This window comes from Pseudomonas sp. F2 (assembly GCF_057174385.1).
On sequence record NZ_CM169904.1, the window covers coordinates 4,939,240 to 4,961,026 of the forward strand.

The window sequence follows — 21,787 nt, forward strand, 5'->3', positions numbered from 1 at the left end:
AAACAGATGAATTTAGAAAATGCCCTCTAAAGAGCAAGAGTCTCGGACTAGAGCATCAGCTTGACAATCGACTGGTCCGGATCGCGGGTTTTTCCGGCGGCTTTGAGCTCGGCCAGATAATCGGCCCAGAGTGCGTCATAACGTCGCCCCAGCTCGTAGAGGTAATCCCAGGTGAACAAGCCGCTGTCGTGACCGTCGTCGAAGGTCAGTTTCAGTGCGTAGTGACCGGCCGGTTCCAGGCCGGTGAGACCGACATTGAGCTTGCCGAATTGCAGGATCGGTTTGCCGTGGCCCTGGACCTCGGCGGAAGGGGAGTGCACGCGCAGAAATTCGGCGGGCAGGGTGTACTCCTCGCCGGACGCGTACTTGAGCGTCAGGGTTTTCGAGGCTTTGTGCAGTTTGATGTCGGTGGGGATCGTGGTCATTGCAGGTCATCCGACTGTGATGAACCCCTGTAGGAGCTGCCGCAGGCTGCGATCTTTTGATTTTGCTTTTCAAGATCAAAAGATCGCAGCCTGCGGCAGCTCCTACAGGGAAGAGTGACCTACAGGATATAACGGGACAGGTCTTCGTTCTGCGCCAATTCGCCCAGATGGCTGTTGACGTACGCAGCGTCGATCAGGATCGGCTGGTCGTCATGCGCGCTGGCCAGGTCGCCGGCACTGAACGACACTTCTTCCAGCAGACGCTCAAGCAGCGTGTGCAGGCGACGGGCACCGATGTTCTCGGTCTTCTCGTTGACCTGCCAGGCGATCTCCGCCAGACGCTTGATGCCTTCCGGCTGGAACTGGATGTTCAGGCCTTCAGTCTTCAGCAGCGCGCAGTATTGCTCGGTGAGCGATGCGTGCGGCTCGCTGAGGATGCGCTCGAAGTCTTCCGGGCTCAGCGCCTTGAGTTCGACACGGATCGGCAGACGCCCTTGCAGCTCAGGCACCAGATCGCTCGGCTTGCTCAGGTGGAACGCACCGGAGGCGATGAACAGGATGTGGTCGGTCTTGACCATGCCCAGCTTGGTGTTGACGGTGCAGCCTTCGATCAGCGGCAGCAGGTCGCGCTGTACGCCTTCACGGGAGACATCGGCGCCGCCGACATTACCGCGTTTGGCGACCTTGTCGATTTCGTCGATGAACACGATGCCGTGTTGCTCGACCGCTTCCAGCGCCTTGGCCTTCAGCTCTTCTTCGTTGACCAGACGCCCGGCCTCTTCGTCGCGCACCAGTTTCAGCGCTTCTTTGACCTTGAGCTTGCGGGCTTTCTTCTTGCCCTTGCCCATGTTGGCGAACAGGTTCTGCAACTGGCTGGTCATCTCTTCCATGCCAGGTGGTGTAGCGATCTCGATGCCGGCCACTTCGGCGACTTCGATCTCGATTTCCTTGTCGTCCAGCTGACCTTCACGCAGGCGCTTGCGGAACAGCTGACGGGTGTTGGAATCGCTGCTCGGGGTTTCTTCGTTGCTGAAGCCCATGCGCGCCGGTGGCAGCAGTGCGTCGAGGATGCGGTCCTCGGCAGCGTCTTCGGCACGATGACGCACGCGAGTCATTTCCTGCTCGCGGAGCATCTTGATCGCGGCGTCGGCCAGATCACGGATGATCGATTCGACGTCACGGCCAACGTAGCCGACTTCGGTGAATTTGGTCGCTTCGACCTTGATGAACGGCGCGTTGGCCAGCTTCGCCAGACGACGGGCGATTTCGGTTTTACCGACACCGGTCGGACCGATCATCAGAATGTTTTTCGGGGTCACTTCAACGCGCAGCTCTTCAGGCAGCTGCATGCGGCGCCAGCGGTTGCGCAGGGCAATCGCGACGGCGCGCTTGGCATCGTCCTGGCCGATGATATGGCGGTTGAGTTCGTGGACGATTTCGCGGGGAGTCATGGACATAGTAATTGACGGTCCTCAAGCAGAAACAAGCCGTGGCACTTAGGCCGCGTCAGGCTTATTCAGCGAGATCCTGCTCCTCAATGGTCTGAGTGTGGTTGGTGAATACACAGATGTCGCCGGCGATACCGAGGGCGGTTTCGACGATCTCACGGGCCGACAGGTCGGTCTTTTTCAGCAGCGCGCTGGCTGCGGCTTGCGCGTAGGCGCCGCCGGAACCCATGGCGATCAGGCCATCTTCAGGTTCGACCACGTCACCGTTACCGGTGATGATCAGCGAGGCGTCCTTGTTGGCGACCGCGAGCATGGCTTCGAGGCGGCTCAGGGAGCGGTCGGTGCGCCATTCTTTGGCGAGTTCGACAGCGGCGCGGATCAGGTGGCCCTGGTGTTTCTCGAGCTGGCCTTCGAAGCGTTCGAACAGGGTAAAGGCGTCGGCGGTGGCACCGGCGAAACCGGCGATGACCTGGCCGTGGTACAGGCGACGAACTTTCTTCGCGTTGCCTTTCATCACGGTATTACCGAGAGAAACCTGGCCGTCGCCGCCCATGACGACTTTGCCGTGGCGGCGGACTGAAACGATGGTGGTCAAGGGAAGAGTCTCCACGCAGCGGGGCGAAAATGCCTTATGCCCATTCATATGGGGGTGCTGGAGAGAATTTCAACAGGGGGCGCAGAGAGGGGACGAGCGGTGATGAAGGGGTGGTGCAAATCTCTGTGGCGAGGGAGCTTGCTCCCGCTCGGCTGCGCAGCAGTCGTAAACCTGCAATCCCGGTCTGTCTGATGCACCGGGTTTACAGGCTTTAGGGGCGCTTCGCGCCCCAGCGGGAGCAAGCTCCCTCGCCACAAAGTCCGCCGAACGATTTACGTTCGGCGAGAGGTCAGCGGCTCTGGCGTTGTTGTAACAACAGGTTGCTGAAGCCACTGCCCGCCAGTTGTTTCTGTGCGGTGGTCAGCTGTTCGCGGTTGCTGAACGGGCCAACGAGTACGCGGTACCAGGTTTCATCCTTCACCGTGCCCGACTCAACCGAAACAGCCTGGCCCAGCAGAATGATCTGCGCCCGCACCTTGTCCGCGTCCGCCTCTTTGCGGAACGAACCGGCCTGGAGGAAGAACTTGGTCACCGGCGCCGCTTTCGCCACCGGTGGCGCTGGCGGCGGGGTAATCCCCGACAGCGCAGCCTGCGCCCGCGCGGTATCGATCTTCGCCGCTTCCGCCGGGGTGACCGGCGTGGTTGGCACTTGTGGCGTCGGCAGGGTTTTCTCCGGCACGGCGTCCGGCGGCACGATTACTTCCGATTCCGGCAGCAGGGTGTAGAAGTCGTACTTCGGCTTCACCGGTTGCGTCGGGCTCGGCGGGGTCTTGTTGGCCTCGGCGATCTTCGACGCTTTCTGCTGTTGCGCCTGCTCGACTTTCTCGCGCTTGACCGTGTCGCTGCCCTTGCCCGGCTCCAGTTTCATCAGGAATACGATGAACGCACCGACCGTCAGGCCGATGGCCATCCACAGCCAGCCCGGAATCGGTTGCTTTGCAGGAGCTTGGTAACGGCTGGCGCCACGCTTGGGTGCAGGTTTTTTCTTGGCAGCCAACTTACATGCGCTCCAGAGTTTCCAGGCCCAGCAGTTCCAGGCCTTGCTTGAGAGTACGACCGGTCAGCGCGGCCAGGCGCAGACGGCTCTGCATCTGGGCCGGCGTCTCGGCGGCGAGGATCGGACAGTTCTCGTAGAAGCTGGAGAACAGACCGGCGACGTCATACAGATAAGTGCAGAGGATGTGCGGCGTGCCTTTTTCCGCGACGTTGTTCAGCACTTCGGCGAACTGCGCCAGTTTTGCCGCCAGCTCGTGTTCGTGCTCGGCTTCGAGAACGATCTGGCCGTCGACTTCGCTGAAGTCCTTGCCCAGTTTGCGGAACACACCGGCCACGCGAGTGTAGGCGTACAGCAGATACGGCGCGGTGTTGCCTTCGAAATTCAGCATCAGGTCGAAGTTGAAGCTGTAGTCGCTGGTGCGGTGTTTCGACAAGTCGGCGTATTTCACCGCGCCGATGCCAACGACTTTGGCGATGTTGCGCAGTTCGTCTTCGGCCAGTTCCGGGTTCTTTTCTTTCACCAGGTTGTAGGCACGTTCCTGCGCTTCGGTCAGCAGGTCGATCAGCTTCACGGTGCCGCCATCACGGGTCTTGAACGGACGGCCATCGGCGCCGTTCATGGTGCCGAAGCCCATGTGCTCCATTTCCATCGGATGGGTCACGAAACCGGCCTTGCGCGCCACGGCGAACACTTGCTGGAAGTGCAGGGCCTGACGCTGGTCGACGAAATACAGCGCGCGGTCGGCTTTCAGTTTGCCAGAACGGTAGCGCACGGCTGCCAGGTCAGTGGTGGCGTACAGGTAACCGCCGTCAGCCTTGACGATGATCACCGGCAGCGGATCGCCGTCGGCGTTCTTGAACTCGTCGAGGAACACGCACTGGGCGCCGTTGCTTTCGACCAGCATGCCCGCGGCTTTAAGGTCGTTGACCACGTTGATCAGGTCGTCGTTGTAGGCGCTTTCGCCCATCACGTCGGCCATGGTCAGTTTGACGTTGAGCAGTTCGTAGATCTTCTGGCAGTGCGACAGCGAGATGTCCTTGAACTTGGTCCACAGCGCCAGGCACTCGGCATCGCCGGCCTGCAGCTTGACCACCAGACCACGGGCACGGTCGGCGAACTCTTCGGATTCGTCGAAACGCTGTTTGGCGGCGCGGTAGAAGTTTTCCAGATCGGACAGCTCGTCGCTGGTGATCGGGTTTTCCTGCAAGTAAGCCATCAACATGCCGAACTGGGTGCCCCAGTCGCCCACGTGGTTCTGGCGGATCACCTCGTCGCCGAGGAACTCGAGAACACGGGCCACGCCGTCGCCGATGATCGTCGAGCGCAGGTGGCCGACGTGCATCTCTTTGGCCAGGTTCGGTGCCGACAGGTCGACGACGGTACGCTGCACCGGACCGGCCTTGCGCACGCCAACGTGAGCATCGGCCAGCGCGGCGTCGAGGCGCGAGGCGAGGGCCTGGGTGTTCTGGAAGAAGTTGATGAAGCCGGGGCCGGCGATTTCGGCCTTGGTGACGTTGTCGTCGGCCGGCAGCGCGGCGATGATTTTCTCCGCCAGATCGCGCGGCTTCATGCCCGCAGGCTTGGCCAGCATCATGGCGATGTTGCTGGCGAAGTCGCCGTGGGTCTTGTCACGGGCGTTCTCCACCTGAATCGCCGGCGACAGGCCTTCAGGCAACACACCTTCGTTGACGAGTTGGGTGAGGGCTTGTTGGATCAGCTGGCGAATGGTGTCTTTCATGGTCTTCTCTTTCGACCGCAAGCGCGGCGGCGCATCGATGCGCGGGTGGAAAAACTGGGCATTATCCGTTGCGAAGACGGGCTTGCCAACCTTAGCAGGCAGGATGTGGATATGTGGTGACATTAAAAGCAAAAGATCGCAGCCTCTGGCAGCTCCTACAGGGAAACACGCTCGATTCTCTAGGAGCTGCCGCAGGCTGCGATCTTTTGATCTGCTAGTACAAATCGACCGGATCGACATCCAGCGACCAGCGCACCGCCCGCCCGCTCGGCATCTGCTCCAATTCCAGCAACCAGCTGGCGAGCAGTCGATGCAGCGGTGCCCGCGCTGCCGCCTGCACCAACAGCTGCGCCCGATAGCGACCGGCGCGGCGCTCCATCGGCGCCGGCACCGGCCCGAGCAGTTCGATCCCGCCCAGATTCTGCTCGGCCAGCAAACGCTCGGCGGCGCTGCATGCCTCATCGAGAAAGCCTTCGGCCTGCCCCGGTTTGTGCGCTTCGGCACGCAACAGGGCCAAGTGTGAAAACGGCGGCAGTCCCGCAGCGCGGCGCTCGCTCAGCGCCTGTTCGGCAAAGGCGAAGTAGCCCTGCTCGGTCAATTGCACCAATAAAGGATGGTCGGCCAGGTGGGTCTGGATGATCACCTTGCCCGGCTCTTCCGCCCGTCCGGCGCGCCCGGCCACCTGCACGATCAATTGCGCCATACGCTCGCTGGCGCGGAAGTCGCCGGAGAACAGTCCGCCGTCGGCATCCAGAATCGACACCAGCGTGACCCGGGGGAAGTGATGCCCCTTGGCCAACATTTGCGTGCCAACCAGAATGCACGGCTGTCCCTTCTGAATCGTCGCGAACAACTGATTCATCGCGTCCTTGCGCGAGGTACTGTCACGGTCGACGCGCAGCACCGGGTAATCCGGGAACAGAATCGCCAGGCGTTCTTCGGCGCGTTCGGTGCCGGCGCCGACCGGGCGCAGATCGACTTTATTGCACTTGGGGCATTGGCGCGGCGTGCGCTCGACGTTGCCACAGTGGTGGCAGCGCAGTTCGCCGTAGCGTTGGTGCACGGTCATTCGCGCGTCGCAGCGCGAGCACTCGGACATCCAGCCGCAATCGTGGCACAGCAACGTCGGCGCAAATCCACGCCGGTTGAGGAACACCAGCACCTGCTGGCCGGCGGCGAGGGTCTGGCCGATGGCTTGTTGCATCGGCCCGGAAATGCCGCTGTCCAGCGGACGGCTTTTCACGTCTAGCCGCAAGAAGCGTGGTTGCCTGGCGCCGCCGGCCCGCTCGTTGAGGCGCAGCAGGCCATAGCGACCGGTGTAGGCGTTGTGCAGACTTTCCAGCGAAGGCGTGGCGGAGCCAAGGACAATCGGGATGTTTTCCTGTCGTGCGCGTACCAGCGCCAGATCCCGGGCGTGATAGCGCAGGCCTTCCTGCTGTTTATAGGAGCCGTCGTGCTCTTCGTCGATGATGATCAGCCCCGGGTTTTTCATCGGGGTGAACAGCGCCGAGCGGGTGCCGATGATAATGTCGGCCTCGCCGTCGCGTGCGGCGAGCCAGGCGTCGAGGCGCTCGCGGTCGTTGACCGCCGAATGCAGCAGGGCGATGCGTGCGTTGAAGCGCTGCTCGAAACGCGCCAGGGTCTGCGGGCCGAGATTGATTTCGGGAATCAGCACCAGCGCCTGCTTGCCGGCTTCGAGGGTTTCGCGGATCAGTTGCAAATAGACTTCGGTCTTGCCGCTGCCGGTGACGCCCGCCAGCAGAAACGCGTGATAACTGTCGAACCCGGCGCGGATCGCTTCGTAAGCGGCGCGTTGTTCAGTGTTGAGTGGCAACTCCGGTTGGGCCAGCCAGTGTTCATGGCGCACGCCGGGCGCGTGCCGGCGGATTTCCACTTGCACAAGACCCTTGGCCAGCAGCAGGTCGAGGCTGTCCTTGCTCAGCATCAATTTGCTCAACAACTGATGAGCCACGCCGTGCGGGTGTTGCGCCAGCGTCGCCAGCGCTTCCCGTTGCCGGGGCGCACGGGCGATGCGCGGATCATCAAGGCTGGCGCCGGGCGCGACAGACCAGAAGCGCTCCTGACGGGCCTCCGCCAGTTCGCCCTGACGCAGCAGCACCGGCAGCGCCCAGCTCAAGGTATCGCCGAGACTGTGCTGGTAATACTGCGACGTCCACAGGCACAGCTTGAACAGCGCGGGCGGCAGCGGCGGTTCGACATCGAGCAGGGCCAGCGCCGGTTTGAGTTTTTCCAGCGGCACGTCGCTGGTGTCGGCCACCTCGACCAGAATCCCGATCATCTCCCGTCGCCCGAATGGCACCCGCAGGCGCATGCCCGGTTGCAACTGGGCGCGCTGCACCCCGGCCGGGGCCCGATAGTCGAACAGGCGGCGCAGAGGCGAAGGCAGGGCGAGGCGCAGAATGGCGTCGGGCACGCGGGGGGATCTCGATCAGCAGGCGATTAAAGGGACTGTGTACATAACCTGTGGGAACGAGCCTGCTCGCGAAAGCGGTGTGTCAGGCGGCTGACAGGCTGGCTGATAGATCGTCTTCGCGAGCAGGCTCGCTCCCACACGGACAGCGCAATGGGCCGGGAGCCTAGCAGACGGTCGGTCTCAGGGACAGCTTGCGCGATTGGCATTGTCTGGTAGAATCCGCGGCCTAATTACGTGCGGTATTCAACAATAGTGTTGGGTGGCGGCACGCTAGCCTGAGGAATACACCATGAAAGCTGATATCCACCCGGATTACCCAGTAGTTGCTGTTACCTGCAGCTGCGGCAACAAGTTCGAAACCCGTTCGACCTTCGGCAAAGCCCTGGCGATCGACGTTTGCAACGAGTGCCACCCGTTCTACACCGGTAAGCAGAAGACTCTGGACACCGGTGGTCGCGTTCAGAAGTTCGCCGACCGTTTCGGTGCCTTCGGCGCCAAGAAGTAAGATTGGTCATCCTGGAAAGCCTCTGCGGTTTTTCAAGGCTGATGAAAAAGGCGTCCCTGGTGGGCGCCTTTTTTGTGTCCGCGATTTGGCTGTCCGACGCCCAGGCCTTCTGCACCGCGCCCAAAGGGCTGAGTAGCATTGCGGTACAGCGCGTGGTCGACGGCGACACCCTGCGTCTGAACGATGGACGCAGCGTGCGGATGATCGGTCTCAACACCCCGGAACTGGGCAAGCAGGGCCGCAGTGATGAGCCCTTCGCCGTGGCGGCGCGCAAGCGCCTTGAAGCTTTGGTGGCGGACAGCGGCGGTCGGGTCGGTTTGCTGCCGGGCAAGCAGGCCAAAGACCATTACGGTCGCACCCTCGCGCATGTCTACAGTTCAAGCGGGGCCAATCTTGAAGCGCAAATGCTTGCAGAGGGTCTCGGTTTTCAAGTGGCGGTGGCACCGAATGTCGATCTGGTTGCCTGTCAGCAAGCCGCCGAACAGCGTGCACGAACCGCTGGGCGCGGGGTCTGGCGCCAGTCGCCTGTACTGAAAGCGCAGCAGATCCGCACTTCGGGGTTCGCCGTGGTCAGTGGGCGTGTGAGCAAGGTTCAGCGCAATCGTGGCGGAATCTGGATCGAGTTGCAGGGCTCGGTTGTACTGCGCGTTGCGCCCAATCTGCTCGGACAATTCGACAATACCCGGTTGCAGTCGCTCAAAGGCAGGCAGGTCGAGGCTCGCGGCTGGGTCGTTGACCGTTCACGGCGTGGCGGGTTGAAACCGGGTCAGCCGCGTTGGCTGCTGCCGTTGACCGATCCGTCGATGCTGCAAAGTGCGCGCTGAAGAAAAATTGTAGACATTTTTTCTATCGATTGTGAACAGTCCAGCCCTTGTGCGCCGTGGCTCTTGGCCCAAAGTCGTAGGACAGGGCGCTTGACAGGGGTGACCGCTCAGTCTTGTGGGGACTTTGCGAGGCGCGTATCCTCGCTGACCAGTCTGTCCAACAGTAAAAAGCGGAATGCCAAAATGTCTGATCTGAAAACTGCCGCTCTCGAATATCATGCCAATCCTCGTCCAGGGAAGCTGAGTGTCGAGCTCACCAAGGCCACTGCTACCGCCCGCGACCTGTCGCTGGCCTACAGCCCCGGCGTAGCTGAACCAGTGCGCGAGATCGCCCGCGATCCTGAACTGGCCTACAAATACACCGGCAAGGGCAACCTGGTTGCAGTCATTTCCGATGGCACCGCGATTCTGGGTCTGGGTAACCTCGGCCCACTGGCTTCCAAGCCGGTAATGGAAGGTAAAGGCGTACTGTTCAAGCGCTTCGCCGGCATCGACGTGTTCGACATCGAAGTCGACTCCGAAAGCCCGCAGGCCTTCATCGACACCGTAAAACGCATCTCCATCACCTTCGGTGGCATCAACCTGGAAGACATCAAGGCGCCTGAGTGCTTTGAGATCGAGCGCGCTCTGATCGAGCAGTGCGACATTCCGGTATTCCACGATGACCAGCATGGCACCGCGATCGTGACCGCAGCCGGCATGATCAACGCCCTGGAAATCGCCGGCAAAACCCTGCCGGAAGCCAAGATCGTCTGCCTCGGCGCTGGCGCTGCGGCCATCTCCTGCATGAAGTTGCTGGTGAGCATGGGCGCAAAAATCGAAAACATCTTCATGGTTGACCGTACCGGTGTGATCCACTCCGGCCGTGACGACCTGAACCAGTACAAAGCGGTATTCGCTCACGCCACCGACAAGCGCAGCCTGGCTGACGCTCTGCAAGGCGCTGATGTGTTCGTCGGTCTGTCCGGTCCGAACCTGCTGAGCGCTGAAGGCCTGCTGTCGATGGCAGCCAACCCGATTGTCTTTGCCTGCTCGAACCCGGATCCGGAAATCTCCCCGGAACTGGCGCACGCCACCCGCAGCGACGTGATCATGGCCACCGGTCGTTCCGACTACCCGAACCAGGTCAACAACGTTCTGGGCTTCCCGTTCATCTTCCGTGGTGCCCTGGACGTTCGCGCCAAGCGCATCAACGAAGAAATGAAAGTGGCTGCGGCCAACGCCCTGCGCGAACTGGCCAAACTGCCAGTGCCACAGGACGTGTGCGACGCCTACGGTGGTGCGCCGCTGGAATTCGGCCGTGAGTACATCATTCCGAAGCCAATGGACAAGCGCCTGATCACCCTGATCTCCGACGCTGTGGCCAAAGCCGCGATCGAGACCGGTGTGGCCACCCTGCCGTATCCGAAGAACTACCCGCTGAAAAGCGTGGATGACGTGTTCAACGGCTAAGCCGTTGTAGCGCTCCAACCAAAAGCCCCGGCTCGTCATGAGTCGGGGCTTTTTGTTGGCAGATCAAAAGATCGCGGCACCGCAGCTTCTACAGCAGGAGCGCATTCCAAACGTCGGAGCTGCCGCAGGTTCGGGCCGCGTTCGGACGATCTTTTGATCTTGATCTTCAGGCAATAAAAAGCCCCGCTCTTCTCTCGAAGGCGGGGCTTTTCAATGACGCTGGATCAGAACAGATCGATCGGCGCCTGTTCATCCGCTGGCAGCGGGCTGCCCGGTACGGCACCGTTGCCCAGTTCATTCACCGAAGGCGGCGTGTCTTCGGCCTTGAACAGCTCGAAGTAGGCACCCGGTGTGCTCGGGGTGGCGGCACGACCGCTGACCGGATCCACCCGCAGGCTGAGGATGCCTTCCGGCTCAGGCTGCACATGCGGCGGCTTGTCCTTCAGTGCCGCCGACATGTAGTTCATCCAGATCGGCAACGCCACGGTGCCACCGAACTCGCGGCGACCGAGACTTTCCGGCTGGTCGAAGCCGGTCCACACGGTGGTCACGTAATCGGCGTTGTAACCGGAGAACCATGCATCCTTCGATTCGTTGGTGGTACCGGTCTTGCCCGCGATGTCGCTGCGACCCATGGCCAGCGCGCGGCGGCCGGTGCCGAGCTTGATCACGTCCTGCAGCATGCTGTTGAGGATGTACGTGGTGCGGCCATCGACAATTCGCTCAGCCACCGCAGGCGTTTGTGGCGCAGTCGCAGCGCCCGGGGCTTCACCCGGAGCCGCGGCGGCGTTGACAGTAATCGGCTGAGGCGTCGGCGCGGCGATGCCATCGGTCGCCGAGCCGCCCTGTGGCACGGTCGGCGGGTTGGCGACGAACAGCGTGTCGCCGTTGCGGCTTTCGATCTTGTCGATGATGTACGGGGTGATCTTGTAGCCGCCGTTGGCGAAAGTGCTCCAGCCGGTAGCGATCTCCATCGGGGTCAGGGTCGCGGTGCCCAGCGCCAGCGACAGGTTTGGCGGCAGGTCCTGCTTGTTGAAACCGAAGCGGGTGATGTAGTCGATGGTCTTGCCGACACCCATCGCCTGCAACAAACGGATCGACACCAGGTTACGCGACTTGTACAGCGCCTCGCGCAAGCGGATCGGGCCGAGGAAGGTGTTGGTGTCATTCTTCGGCCGCCAGACTTTGTCCAGGTACTCGTCGACGAACACGATCGGGGCGTCGTTGACCAGGGTCGCGGCGGTGTAACCGCTGTCCAGCGCAGCGCTGTAGACGAACGGCTTGAAGCTCGAACCCGGCTGACGCTTGGCCTGCAGGGCGCGGTTGTAGTTGCTCTGTTCGAAGGCGAAACCACCGACCAGCGAGCGAATCGCGCCGTTCTGCGGATCCAGCGACACCAGCGCGCCTTGCGCCTGCGGGATCTGGCTGAACTTCAGCGAATTGTTCGGCTGACGCTGCACGCGAATCAGGTCGCCGACCTGCGCCACGTCCGACGGCTGACGCGGTGCGGCGCCCATGCTGTTGGTATTGAGGAACGGGCGCGCCCATTTCATGGTGTCCCAGGCGACGTGCTCTTCGCCGGTACGGGTCAGTACCTGCAAGCCATTCTTGTCGACCTGGGTGACGATGGCCGGCTCCAGGCTGCTGATGGTGCGCTGCTTGGTCAGTTCGGTGGCCCACGCTTCGTGGGTCTTGCCCGGCAGGCGCGACTCGGGGCCACGGTAGCCGTGACGCTGGTCGTAGGTCATCAGGCCTTCGTGCAACGCGGTGTTGGCCATTTCCTGCAGGTTGCTCGGCACGGTGGTGGTGACGCGGAAACCTTCTGTGTAGGCGTCGCTGCCATAGCGGCCGACCATTTCCGCACGGGCCATCTCGGCGATGTACGGTGCGTTCACTTCCGGGGTCGGTACGTGATAGCTGGCGTTCAGCGGCTCGTTGATCGCGGCGGTGTAGTCGGCTTCGGAAATTTTTCCAAGCTTGTACATGCGGCCGAGGATCCAGTCGCGGCGTTCCTTGCTGCGCGCCGGGTTGGCCAGCGGGTTGAAGCGCGACGGGGCTTTTGGCAGGCCGGCGATCATTGCCATCTGCGCCAGGCTGACGTCGCGGATCGACTTGCCGTAATACACCTGAGCCGCCGCCTCGATGCCATAGGCGCGGTTACCCAGATAAATCTTGTTTACGTACAGCTCAAGGATCTCGTCCTTGGTCAACTGCCGTTCGATCTGCAGGGCCAGGAGAATCTCGGTGGTTTTGCGCGAGAAGCTGCGTTCGCTGGTCAGGAAGAAGTTCTTCGCCACCTGCATGGTGATGGTGCTGCCGCCGGACTGGATGTGCCCGCTTTTGACCAGTTGGGTCGCGGCACGCATCAGGCTGCTCGGATCGACGCCATAGTGGTTGGCGAAATTGTCGTCTTCAGCACTTAGTAACGCATTAATGAAATTGGGCGGAATGTCGGCGAAACGGATCGGAGTGCGGCGCATTTCGCCAAATTCTGCGATCAACTTGTTGTCGCTGCTGTAGACCCGCAGCGGAATCTGCAACTGAATGCTTCTCAGCGCCTCCACAGACGGCAAACCCGGACTAAGGTAAAGAAACGCGCCGCTGAGACCTAAAAGCAGTCCGCAGAAAACGGCGACGATGGACCAACCGAAAAATTTCAGCAGACGAATCAAGGCTTTTGGGCATCCAGGGCAAAGAATGAAGGTGGCGACAGGGTTCCGGTAACACACGGAACAGCCTGGGCCGGCAGTAAAAAGCGGAAAAAAACGCTGGGCATTATAAGCACTTTTCTGCTGGGGGCGTCATTTGCGCTTCTGTCAAGGCGGGGTGAAGGAACGCAATGCGTATTACAGAGTCCGTAACTCACGGAAAGTCATAGGGAATTGGTAGTGCTGGGACTCTTCAATAAAAAGACCAATGCGTTACTGGGGATCGACATCAGCTCCACTTCGGTGAAGCTTTTGGAACTGAGCCGTCAGGGTGACCGCTACCGCGTCGAGGCCTACGCGGTTGAGCCGCTGCCGCCCAACGCCGTGGTTGAAAAGAACATCGCCGAGCTCGAAGGCGTGGGCAATGCCTTGTCCCGCGTGCTGGTCAAGGCGCGGACCGGCCTCAAAAGCGTGGCGGTGGCGGTGGCCGGTTCAGCGGTGATTACCAAGATCATCGAGATGGATGCCGGGCTGACCGATGACGAACTGGAAAACCAGCTCAAGATCGAGGCCGATCAATACATCCCCTATCCGCTGGACGAGGTCGCCATCGATTTCGAGGTCCAGGGTGTGTCGCCGCGCAACCCGGAGCGGGTCAACGTGCTGCTGGCCGCCTGTCGCAAGGAGAATGTCGAAGTGCGCGAGGCAGCGCTGGCGCTGGCCGGGCTGACTGCGCGCGTGGTCGACGTCGAGGCCTACGCGCTGGAACGCTCGTTCGGCCTGCTCGCCACTCAATTGGCCGCCTCGCAGGAGCGCCTGACTGTCGCCGTGGTGGACATCGGCGCCACCATGACCACCCTCAGCGTCCTGCACAACGGCCGCATCATCTATACCCGCGAGCAACTGTTCGGTGGCCGGCAACTGACCGAGGAAATCCAGCGCCGCTACGGTCTGACCGTCGAGCAGGCCGGACTGGCGAAAAAGCAGGGCGGTCTGCCGGATGACTATGTCAGCGAGGTGTTGCAGCCATTCCGTGACGCCCTGGTGCAGCAGGTCTCGCGCTCATTGCAGTTCTTTTTCGCCTCCGGGCAGTACCATTCGGTCGATCATATTCTGCTGGCCGGCGGCACAGCCTCGGTACCGGGGCTGGATCGCCTGATCGAGCAGCGTCTGGGCACCCCGACCCAGGTCGCCAACCCGTTTTCCGACATGTCCTTGAGCAGCAAGGTCAACGCCGGGGCCCTGGCCAGTGACGCGCCGGCCCTGATGATCGCCTGCGGGCTCGCGCTCAGGAGTTTCGACTGATGGCGCGGATCAACCTTCTCCCCTGGCGTGAAGAGCGCCGCGAAGAGCGGCGCAAGCGCTTCCTGCTGATTCTCATCGGGGTCTTCGTCGGCTCGGTGGGCGCGGTATTTATCGCCGATCAGGTCTTCAGTACCGCCATCGAGCGGCAGGCCGCACGCAATGCCTACATCGGCAAACAGATTGCCGTGGTCGATGAACGAATCAAGCAGATCAGCGAACTCAAGGCACGGCGCCAGCAACTGGTCGAGCGCATGCGCATCATCCAGGACTTGCAGGGCAACCGGCAGATCAGCGGGCGGATCTTCGACCAACTGGCGCGCACGCTGCCGGACGGGGTGTATTTCACCAGCGTGAAACTGGCCGGCAAGACGCTGTCGATCAGCGGCGCAGCGGAGTCGAACAATCGCGTTTCGGAGCTGATGCGCAATCTGGACGCCTCCGACTGGTTCGACGCGCCGAGTCTCAATGAAGTGAAAGCGACGACTGCCGGTCAGGTGGACCAGGCCAACGTCTTTCAACTGACCGTTCGTCAGACCCAGCCGGCTGTGACGGAGGGCGACAAATGAAACCGTCCGAATGGCTGCAAAGTCTGCGCAATATCGACTTCAACGATCTGGACACCAGCAATATCGGCTCCTGGCCGGCCGCGGTGAAAAGCATCGCGGGAGTGTTCCTGGCGGTGCTGGTGCTGGCGCTTGGCTACAACTTCTTCATCAGCGACATGGAAAACCAGCTGGAAGCCAGGCGTCAGGAAGAAGACACCTTGAAAGAGCAATTCGCCAGCAAGGCGCGCATGGCCGCCAACCTGGAGCTGTACACCCAGCAGATGAAGGAGATGGAAAACACTTTTGGCGTGCTCCTCCGGCAGTTGCCCAGCGACACCGAAGTCCCGGGATTACTCGAAGACATCACCCGCACCGGGCTGGGCAGCGGTCTCGAATTCGAAGAGATCAAACTGCTGCCGGAAGTGACTCAGCCGTTCTACATCGAGTTGCCGATCCAGATCACCGTCACCGGGGCTTACCACGACCTTGCGACGTTCGTCAGTGGGGTTGCCGGGTTGCCACGGATCGTCACCTTGCACGATTTCGAACTGGCACCTGCCAGCCCCGACGGCGGGACGAAGCTGCGTATGAACATCCTCGCCAAGACATACCGCTACAACGACAAGGGGTTGGACAAATGACCCCGATTCGTTTTTTCGCCCTGTCAGTGCTGTTGTTCGGCCTCAGTGGTTGCGGCAGCAGTGACGAGTTCAGTGACCTCGACGCTTACATGAACGAAGTACGTCTGCGGCCGGCCGGCCGGATCGAGCCGACGCCGACGTTTCATTCCTATCCCACGTTCACCTACAGCGCGGCCAACCTGCGCAGCCCGTTCTCGCGTCAGGTGCGAGTCGATCTGGCCGGGCACCAGCGCGGCTCGCGTAACGTCAAACCCGACCCCAACCGGGTCAAGCAATACCTCGAAGGTTTCAACATCGAGCAGTTTGAAATGGTCGGCACGATCTCCAATGCTTCCGGCTCCTTTGCGTTGCTGCGTGGGGCGGGCGGTGTGCATCGGTTGAAAGTCGGCGACTACCTGGGGCGCAACGATGGGCGCATTGTCGCTATCAGCGCCACTCAGGTCGATGTGGTCGAGATCGTGCCCGACGGCGAAGGCGCCTGGCTGGAACGTCCGCGCACCATTCCTTTGAAAGAGCACTCATAGTGGAAGTCGAACAATGAACAGGATTTTCTCCACCCTCGGTTTTTCGCTATGGATAGCGCTGCTTTCACCGATGGTTCAGGCGGCCAGTCTCCAGGCGCTGGATGTTGCGGCGTTACCGGGTGACCGTATCGAGTTGAAGCTGGCGTTTGACGGCCCGCCACCGCAACCCAAGGGCTACACCACCGAATCGCCGGCGCGAATCGCCCTGGATCTGCCGGGTGTCGCCAGCCAACTGACGAACAAGACCCGCGATCTGGGCAGCGGCAACGCCCGCAGTGCGACAGTGGTCGAAGCCAGCGACCGTACGCGTCTGATCATCAATCTGACGCAACTGACGCCGTATACCTCACGGGTCGAGGGCAACAATCTGTTCGTGGTGGTCGGGCAGGGTGCCAAGCCTGCTGCGCCAAGGCCTGCCGCTGCTGCGCCGCGACCGGTTGCGGCTCCGGCGAAGGCTTACACCCCTGCCGCCAAAACCATTCGTGGCGTCGATTTCCAGCGCGGAACTGCAGGGGAGGGGAACGTGGTCATCGACCTTTCCGACCCGACCATCGCCCCGGACATCCAGGAGCATGACGGCAAGATCATTCTCAGCTTTGCCCGCACCCAGTTGCCCGACAGGCTGCGGGTACGCCTCGACGTCAAGGACTTCGCCACCCCGGTGCAGTTCGTCAATGCCGCCGCCACTGGCGATCGTGCGGTCATCACCGTCGAACCCAGCGGCACGTTCGACTATTCCACCTACCAGACCGACAACAAGCTGACCGTCAGCATTCGCCCTATGACCGTCGATGATCTGCAAAAGCGCAATGCCGACCGCAACAGCTACAGCGGCGAAAAGCTTTCGCTGAATTTCCAGGACATCGACGTGCGCTCGGTGCTGCAACTGATCGCCGATTTCACCAACCTCAATCTGGTGGCCAGCGATACGGTGCAGGGCGGGATCACCTTGCGTCTGCAGAACGTGCCGTGGGACCAGGCGCTGGACCTGGTGCTGAAGACCAAGGGGCTCGATAAACGCAAGATCGGCAACGTGTTGCTGGTGGCGCCGGCCGACGAAATCGCCGCCCGCGAACGCCAGGAACTGGAATCGCAGAAGCAGATCGCTGAGTTGGCACCGCTGCGTCGCGAGCTGCTGCAAGTGAACTACGCCAAAGCGGCGGACATTGCCAAGCTGTTCCAGTCGGTCACCAGCGCCGAAGCGAAAATCGATGAACGCGGCTCGATCACGGTCGATGAACGGACCAACAACATCATTGCCTACCAGACCCAGGATCGCCTCGACGAACTGCGGCGGATCGTGGCGCAGCTGGATATCCCGGTGCGTCAGGTGATGATCGAAGCGCGGATCGTCGAAGCCAACGTTGATTACGACAAGAGCCTGGGCGTGCGCTGGGGCGGTTCGATCCAGAACAAGGGCAACTGGAACACCTCCGGGGTCAGTAACGGCACCTCGACCACCATCGGCACACCGGGCAGTACCAGCACCAACTCGCCGTTCGTCGACATGGGCACGGTCGGTAACACATCCGGGATCGGCATCGCTTTTATCACCGACAATGTGTTGCTCGATCTTGAGCTGACCGCCATGGAAAAGACCGGCAATGGTGAGATCGTCTCCCAGCCGAAAGTGGTTACCTCCGACAAGGAGACCGCGAAAATCCTCAAAGGCACCGAGATTCCGTACCAGGAAGCCAGCTCCAGCGGTGCGACGTCGGTGTCGTTCAAGGAGGCTTCGCTGTCGCTGGAAGTGACGCCGCAGATCACCCCCGACAACCGCATCATCATGGAGGTCAAGGTCACCAAGGACGAACCAGACTACCTGAACAAAGTGCAGGATGTGCCGCCGATCAAGAAGAACGAAGTCAACGCCAAAGTGTTGGTAAACGACGGTGAGACCATCGTGATTGGGGGCGTTTTCTCAAATACTCAAAGCAAGGTCGTAGATAAGGTGCCATTTCTTGGCGATGTGCCGTATCTTGGCCGCCTTTTCCGGCGTGATGTGGTTTCGGAGAAAAAATCCGAGCTGCTGGTATTTCTCACTCCGCGTATCATGAATAACCAGGCGATTGCTGTGAGTCGTTGATTCTGTGCGAAATTTGATTCTTGTAGGACCGATGGGCGCTGGAAAAAGCACCATCGGCCGGTTGCTGGCCAAAGAGCTGCGCCTGCCGTTCAAAGATTCCGACAAGGAAATTGAACTGCGCACGGGCGCCAATATCCCGTGGATCTTCGACAAGGAAGGCGAGCCCGGCTTTCGTGACCGTGAGCAGGCGATGATCGCCGAGCTGTGCGCGTTCGACGGCGTGGTGCTGGCGACCGGTGGCGGCGCGGTGATGCGTGATGCCAACCGCAAGGCCCTGCACGCGGGCGGACGGGTGGTGTATCTGCACGCCTCCGTCGAGCAGCAGGTCGGGCGTACGTCGCGTGATCGCAATCGTCCTTTGCTGCGCACCGCCGATCCGGCGAAAACCCTGCGAGACCTGCTGGAGATCCGCGATCCGCTCTATCGGGAGATCGCCGATCTGGTGGTGGAAACCGACGAACGGCCACCGCGCATGGTGGTGCTCGATATTCTCGACCGTCTGGCACAGCTTCCACCCCGTTAAAGCGCCGCCCGAAATGCGCTATCCTCGGCGTCCGGTCACCGCCGTCGAGGTTGTGGCGGATGGCGTGCGAGCGGCGTCACATCAGCTAAAGGTCGCGGACATCCAATAATTCAAGGCAGGACGCCTGCTTCCATCTTCACTGTGGGGACACATGCAGACACTCAAGGTCGATCTAGGCGAGCGCAGCTACCCGATTCATATTGGCGAAGGTTTGTTGGATCAGCCCGAGTTGCTGGCGCCGCATATCCACGGGCGGCAGGTGGCAATCATCTCCAACGAGACCGTGGCGCCGCTCTATCTCGAACGTCTGACCCGCAGTCTTGCGCCGTTCTCGGTGATTTCCGTGGTGTTGCCTGACGGCGAAGCCTTCAAGAACTGGGAAACCCTGCAACTGATCTTCGACGGCCTGTTGACCGCCCGTCATGACCGCCGCACCACGATCATCGCCCTCGGCGGCGGGGTCATCGGTGACATGGCCGGTTTTGCCGCCGCCTGCTACCAGCGCGGCGTCGATTTCATCCAGATTCCTACCACGCTGTTGTCCCAGGTCGATTCGTCGGTGGGTGGCAAGACCGGTATCAACCATCCTTTGGGCAAGAACATGGTTGGCGCGTTCTATCAGCCGAACGTCGTGCTGATCGATACCGCATCGCTGAAAACCCTGCCAGCGCGTGAGCTGTCGGCCGGTCTGGCCGAAGTCATCAAGTACGGGCTGATCTGCGACGAGCCGTTCCTGAGCTGGCTTGAAGAAAACATTGACGCCCTGCGCGCACTGGATCAGAAGGCCCTGACCTACGCCATCGAGCGTTCCTGCGCGGCCAAGGCTGCGGTGGTCGGTGCCGATGAGAAGGAAACCGGCGTGCGTGCCACGCTCAACCTCGGCCACACCTTCGGCCACGCCATCGAGACCCACATGGGCTATGGTGTCTGGTTGCATGGTGAGGCGGTCGCCGCTGGCACCGTGATGGCGCTGGACATGTCCGCGCGCCTGGGCTGGATCAGCGAACAGGAACGTGATCGCGGCATTCGTCTGTTCCAGCGTGCCGGTCTGCCGGTGATCCCGCCGGAAGAAATGACCGAAGCCGATTTTCTCGAACACATGGCAATTGATAAAAAAGTGATCGACGGTCGTCTGCGCCTGGTGCTGCTGCGCCGGATGGGCGAAGCGGTGGTGACCGCCGATTATCCGAAAGAGGTTCTACAGGCCACGCTGGGAGCGGATTACCGCGCTCTGGCTCAGCTTAAAGGTTAATAAGATTCCGATGACTAGTTTGCATGCCGACGAGGCGTTCCTCGGCCATTTCCAGTTAAGTCACGACCCTTTCGCGCCGCGGGTGCCGGGCTTCAAATTCTTCCCGGCCCAGCGCAAGCCGGTGCTGGGGCAACTGCACCATCTGGCGCGTTACAGCCAGTTGCTGCTGGTGGTCACTGGCCCGCAAGGCAGCGGCAAGACCCTGCTGCGCCAGGCGCTGGTAGCCAGCACCAACAAGCAATCGGTGCAAAGCGTTGTGGTATCGGCCCGTGGAGCGGGCGATGCCGCCGGCGTGCTGCGTCAGGTTGCTCAGGCGCTGGATGTTGGGCAGGCCGAGGTCGGCGCGATTCTGGCGCAAGTGGTGCAGTTGGCGCTGACCGGGCAGGAAGTCTATCTGTTGGTGGATGACGCCGAGCAGCTCGACGAATCTGCGCTCGAAGCGCTGATGGCGCTGGGTGCCGGTGCACCGGAAGGGCGTCCGCACGTGTTCCTGTTCGGTGAATCGTCGCTGATCGCGCAGCTTGAGGCCTTGCACCTTGAGGAAGAGCGCTTCCACGTCATCGAATTGCAGCCGTACACCGAAGAAGAGACCCGCGAATATCTCGACCAACGGCTCGAAGGTGCGGGCCGGGGTGTCGAACTTTTTACCGCGGATCAGATCTCTGAGATTCACGAAAGCTCGGAGGGTTGGCCTGGCAACATCAACCAGGTCGCTCGCGATGCACTGATCGAAGTCATGATTGCCAGCCGCTCTGCGGTCAAGCGTCCAAGTATGGGGTTCAACATGCCGAAGAAACACGTATTGGCGATTTCCGCCGTCGTTGTGGTCGCGGTCGCCGCCGCCTGGCTGATGCCGGGTCGCAACAAGGCACCAACCACCGGCGCACCTGCCAACGAACAGGCACAACTGCCGTTGGGCCAAGGCGCCAAGGGTGGCGCGCCGAACGTCGAGTTCGCCGGCAATACCCAGCCGATGCCGCTGCCGCTGGTCGGCAACTCGCAGCCGGTGATGCGCGGCCCGTTGGCTGAGGCCGCAGGCGGCATCACCGAAGGTGACGATGGCGTGCCGGTTGAAGGTTCCAGCGCGACGCCGCCAACCGTAACGACTTCCGCACCACCGGCAGGTGTTCCGGCCGGTCCAGCGCCGACGCCAGTGCCTGTTCCGGCGGCCAAGCCGACCCCGGCTCCGACTCAGATCGCCACCGCCAAGCCTGCTCCGGCAGCGCCAGCGGCCAAACCGGCCCCGGCGCCGGCCAAGCCTGTTGCTGCCGCCAAACCGGCCGAGAAGCCGGTTACCGTGGCCAAGGCTGCCGGTGGCAGCTGGTACGCCGGTCAGCCGACCAGCAACTATGTGGTGCAGATCCTCGGCACCAGCTCCGAAGCGACCGCGCAAAACTTCGTCAAGGAGCAGGGCGGCGAGTACCGTTATTTCAAGAAAGTCCTCAACGGCAAGCCGCTCTACGTGATCACCTACGGCAACTTCGCCAATCGTGATGCAGCCGTTTCTGCCATCAAGGCCTTGCCAGCGAAGGTTCAGGCTGGTAAACCTTGGCCTCGCACTGTCGCCAGCGTCCAACAGGAACTGGCAACAACTCGCTGAAGATTCGGCGGCCTTACCCAGGCCGCCTCTCCAAGCACCTCAAAATTTCTACAAGTGCGCGCCGCCCCTACGGGTCGCGTGCCTTGTGGTGTCTGCGTCACAGTAGTCTTTGAGTCGTTGCAGTCAGAATTAAAAAAGTTTGACTAGCACAGCAGATCGCTTTAAACCTTTCACAAATGCGACATGAATTTGCGACATTTCGTCGTCAAATTTGTGAGCGTCTGTGTCGCTGTGTACAATGACCA

At 61.4% G+C, this 21,787-nt stretch carries 18 protein-coding genes; 11 read left to right on the forward strand and 7 right to left on the reverse strand.

Going from position 1 to position 21,787, the window contains the following annotated elements:
• Positions 1-47 precede the first annotated feature (47 nt).
• From AC193Q_RS22300 to AC193Q_RS22325, 6 genes are all read right to left on the reverse strand, one after another.
• Positions 48-425, reverse strand: coding sequence for a gamma-butyrobetaine hydroxylase family protein (locus tag AC193Q_RS22300; RefSeq protein WP_095667750.1), 378 nt, complete (start codon positions 423-425; stop codon positions 48-50).
• A 119-nt stretch (positions 426-544) separates the two neighbouring features.
• A complete protein-coding gene (gene hslU / locus AC193Q_RS22305) occupies positions 545-1,882 on the reverse strand; it encodes an ATP-dependent protease ATPase subunit HslU (RefSeq protein ID WP_047290886.1) in 1,338 nt (445 codons plus the stop codon).
• A gap of 55 nt (positions 1,883-1,937) precedes the next feature.
• Positions 1,938-2,468 carry an ATP-dependent protease subunit HslV gene (hslV, locus tag AC193Q_RS22310; RefSeq protein ID WP_007968352.1) on the reverse strand — a complete coding sequence of 177 codons (531 nt, stop codon included), beginning with the start codon at positions 2,466-2,468 and terminating at the stop codon, positions 1,938-1,940.
• 289 nt (positions 2,469-2,757) lie between these two features.
• On the reverse strand, positions 2,758-3,465 hold the full coding sequence (locus tag AC193Q_RS22315) for an SPOR domain-containing protein (RefSeq protein ID WP_041074932.1): 708 nt from the start codon (positions 3,463-3,465) through the stop codon (positions 2,758-2,760).
• Between the two features lies 1 nt (position 3,466).
• Complete coding sequence (gene argS / locus AC193Q_RS22320) at positions 3,467-5,203, reverse strand: arginine--tRNA ligase (RefSeq protein ID WP_315438038.1); 1,737 nt, start codon at positions 5,201-5,203, stop codon at positions 3,467-3,469.
• 214 nt (positions 5,204-5,417) lie between these two features.
• Entirely contained in the window at positions 5,418-7,637 is a 2,220-nt protein-coding gene (locus tag AC193Q_RS22325) for a primosomal protein N' (protein ID WP_483878793.1), read from the reverse strand.
• Positions 7,638-7,926: 289 nt separating this feature from the next.
• Between AC193Q_RS22325 and rpmE the strand changes: the two genes are divergently transcribed.
• The 3 genes from rpmE (at position 7,927) to AC193Q_RS22340 (ending at position 10,418) form a co-directional block, all read left to right on the forward strand.
• Positions 7,927-8,142, forward strand: coding sequence for a 50S ribosomal protein L31 (rpmE, locus tag AC193Q_RS22330; RefSeq protein WP_041074926.1), 216 nt, complete (start codon positions 7,927-7,929; stop codon positions 8,140-8,142).
• 41 nt (positions 8,143-8,183) lie between these two features.
• Positions 8,184-8,966: a thermonuclease family protein gene (locus tag AC193Q_RS22335; RefSeq protein WP_483878794.1), complete on the forward strand. Its 783-nt coding sequence runs from the start codon at positions 8,184-8,186 to the stop codon at positions 8,964-8,966.
• Positions 8,967-9,149: 183 nt separating this feature from the next.
• Entirely contained in the window at positions 9,150-10,418 is a 1,269-nt protein-coding gene (locus tag AC193Q_RS22340) for a malic enzyme-like NAD(P)-binding protein (protein ID WP_041074924.1), read from the forward strand.
• A 224-nt stretch (positions 10,419-10,642) separates the two neighbouring features.
• Here the strand turns inward: AC193Q_RS22340 and AC193Q_RS22345 are convergent, their stop codons facing one another.
• The gene (locus AC193Q_RS22345) at positions 10,643-13,090 is read right to left on the reverse strand and encodes a penicillin-binding protein 1A (RefSeq protein WP_121183294.1); all 2,448 of its coding nucleotides are present in this window, start codon (positions 13,088-13,090) and stop codon (positions 10,643-10,645) included.
• A gap of 216 nt (positions 13,091-13,306) precedes the next feature.
• On the opposite strand from AC193Q_RS22345, the gene AC193Q_RS22350 reads away from it, so the two are divergent.
• The 8 genes from AC193Q_RS22350 to AC193Q_RS22385 all read left to right on the forward strand — a co-directional run bounded on the left by AC193Q_RS22350 (position 13,307) and on the right by AC193Q_RS22385 (position 21,542).
• Complete coding sequence (locus AC193Q_RS22350) at positions 13,307-14,371, forward strand: pilus assembly protein PilM (protein WP_047290890.1); 1,065 nt, start codon at positions 13,307-13,309, stop codon at positions 14,369-14,371.
• Complete coding sequence (locus AC193Q_RS22355) at positions 14,371-14,937, forward strand: PilN domain-containing protein (RefSeq protein WP_047290891.1); 567 nt, start codon at positions 14,371-14,373, stop codon at positions 14,935-14,937. The genes AC193Q_RS22350 and AC193Q_RS22355 overlap by 1 nt, the downstream gene beginning before the upstream one ends.
• The gene (gene pilO / locus AC193Q_RS22360; protein WP_047290892.1) at positions 14,934-15,557 is read left to right on the forward strand and encodes a type 4a pilus biogenesis protein PilO; all 624 of its coding nucleotides are present in this window, start codon (positions 14,934-14,936) and stop codon (positions 15,555-15,557) included. The genes AC193Q_RS22355 and pilO overlap by 4 nt, the downstream gene beginning before the upstream one ends.
• Positions 15,554-16,081, forward strand: a complete 528-nt coding sequence (locus tag AC193Q_RS22365) for a pilus assembly protein PilP (RefSeq protein ID WP_047290893.1) — start codon at positions 15,554-15,556, stop codon at positions 16,079-16,081. The genes pilO and AC193Q_RS22365 overlap by 4 nt, the downstream gene beginning before the upstream one ends.
• 13 nt (positions 16,082-16,094) lie before the next feature.
• Positions 16,095-18,167 (forward strand): type IV pilus secretin PilQ, encoded by a 2,073-nt coding sequence (locus AC193Q_RS22370; protein WP_047290894.1) that lies wholly within the window; start codon positions 16,095-16,097, stop codon positions 18,165-18,167.
• Positions 18,168-18,171: 4 nt separating this feature from the next.
• Positions 18,172-18,690, forward strand: a complete 519-nt coding sequence (gene aroK / locus AC193Q_RS22375; protein WP_027611316.1) for a shikimate kinase AroK — start codon at positions 18,172-18,174, stop codon at positions 18,688-18,690.
• Between the two features lie 151 nt (positions 18,691-18,841).
• Positions 18,842-19,942, forward strand: coding sequence for a 3-dehydroquinate synthase (gene aroB / locus AC193Q_RS22380; protein WP_041074910.1), 1,101 nt, complete (start codon positions 18,842-18,844; stop codon positions 19,940-19,942).
• 10 nt (positions 19,943-19,952) lie between these two features.
• Positions 19,953-21,542, forward strand: a complete 1,590-nt coding sequence (locus AC193Q_RS22385) for an AAA family ATPase (protein WP_483878795.1) — start codon at positions 19,953-19,955, stop codon at positions 21,540-21,542.
• Positions 21,543-21,787 lie beyond the last annotated feature (245 nt).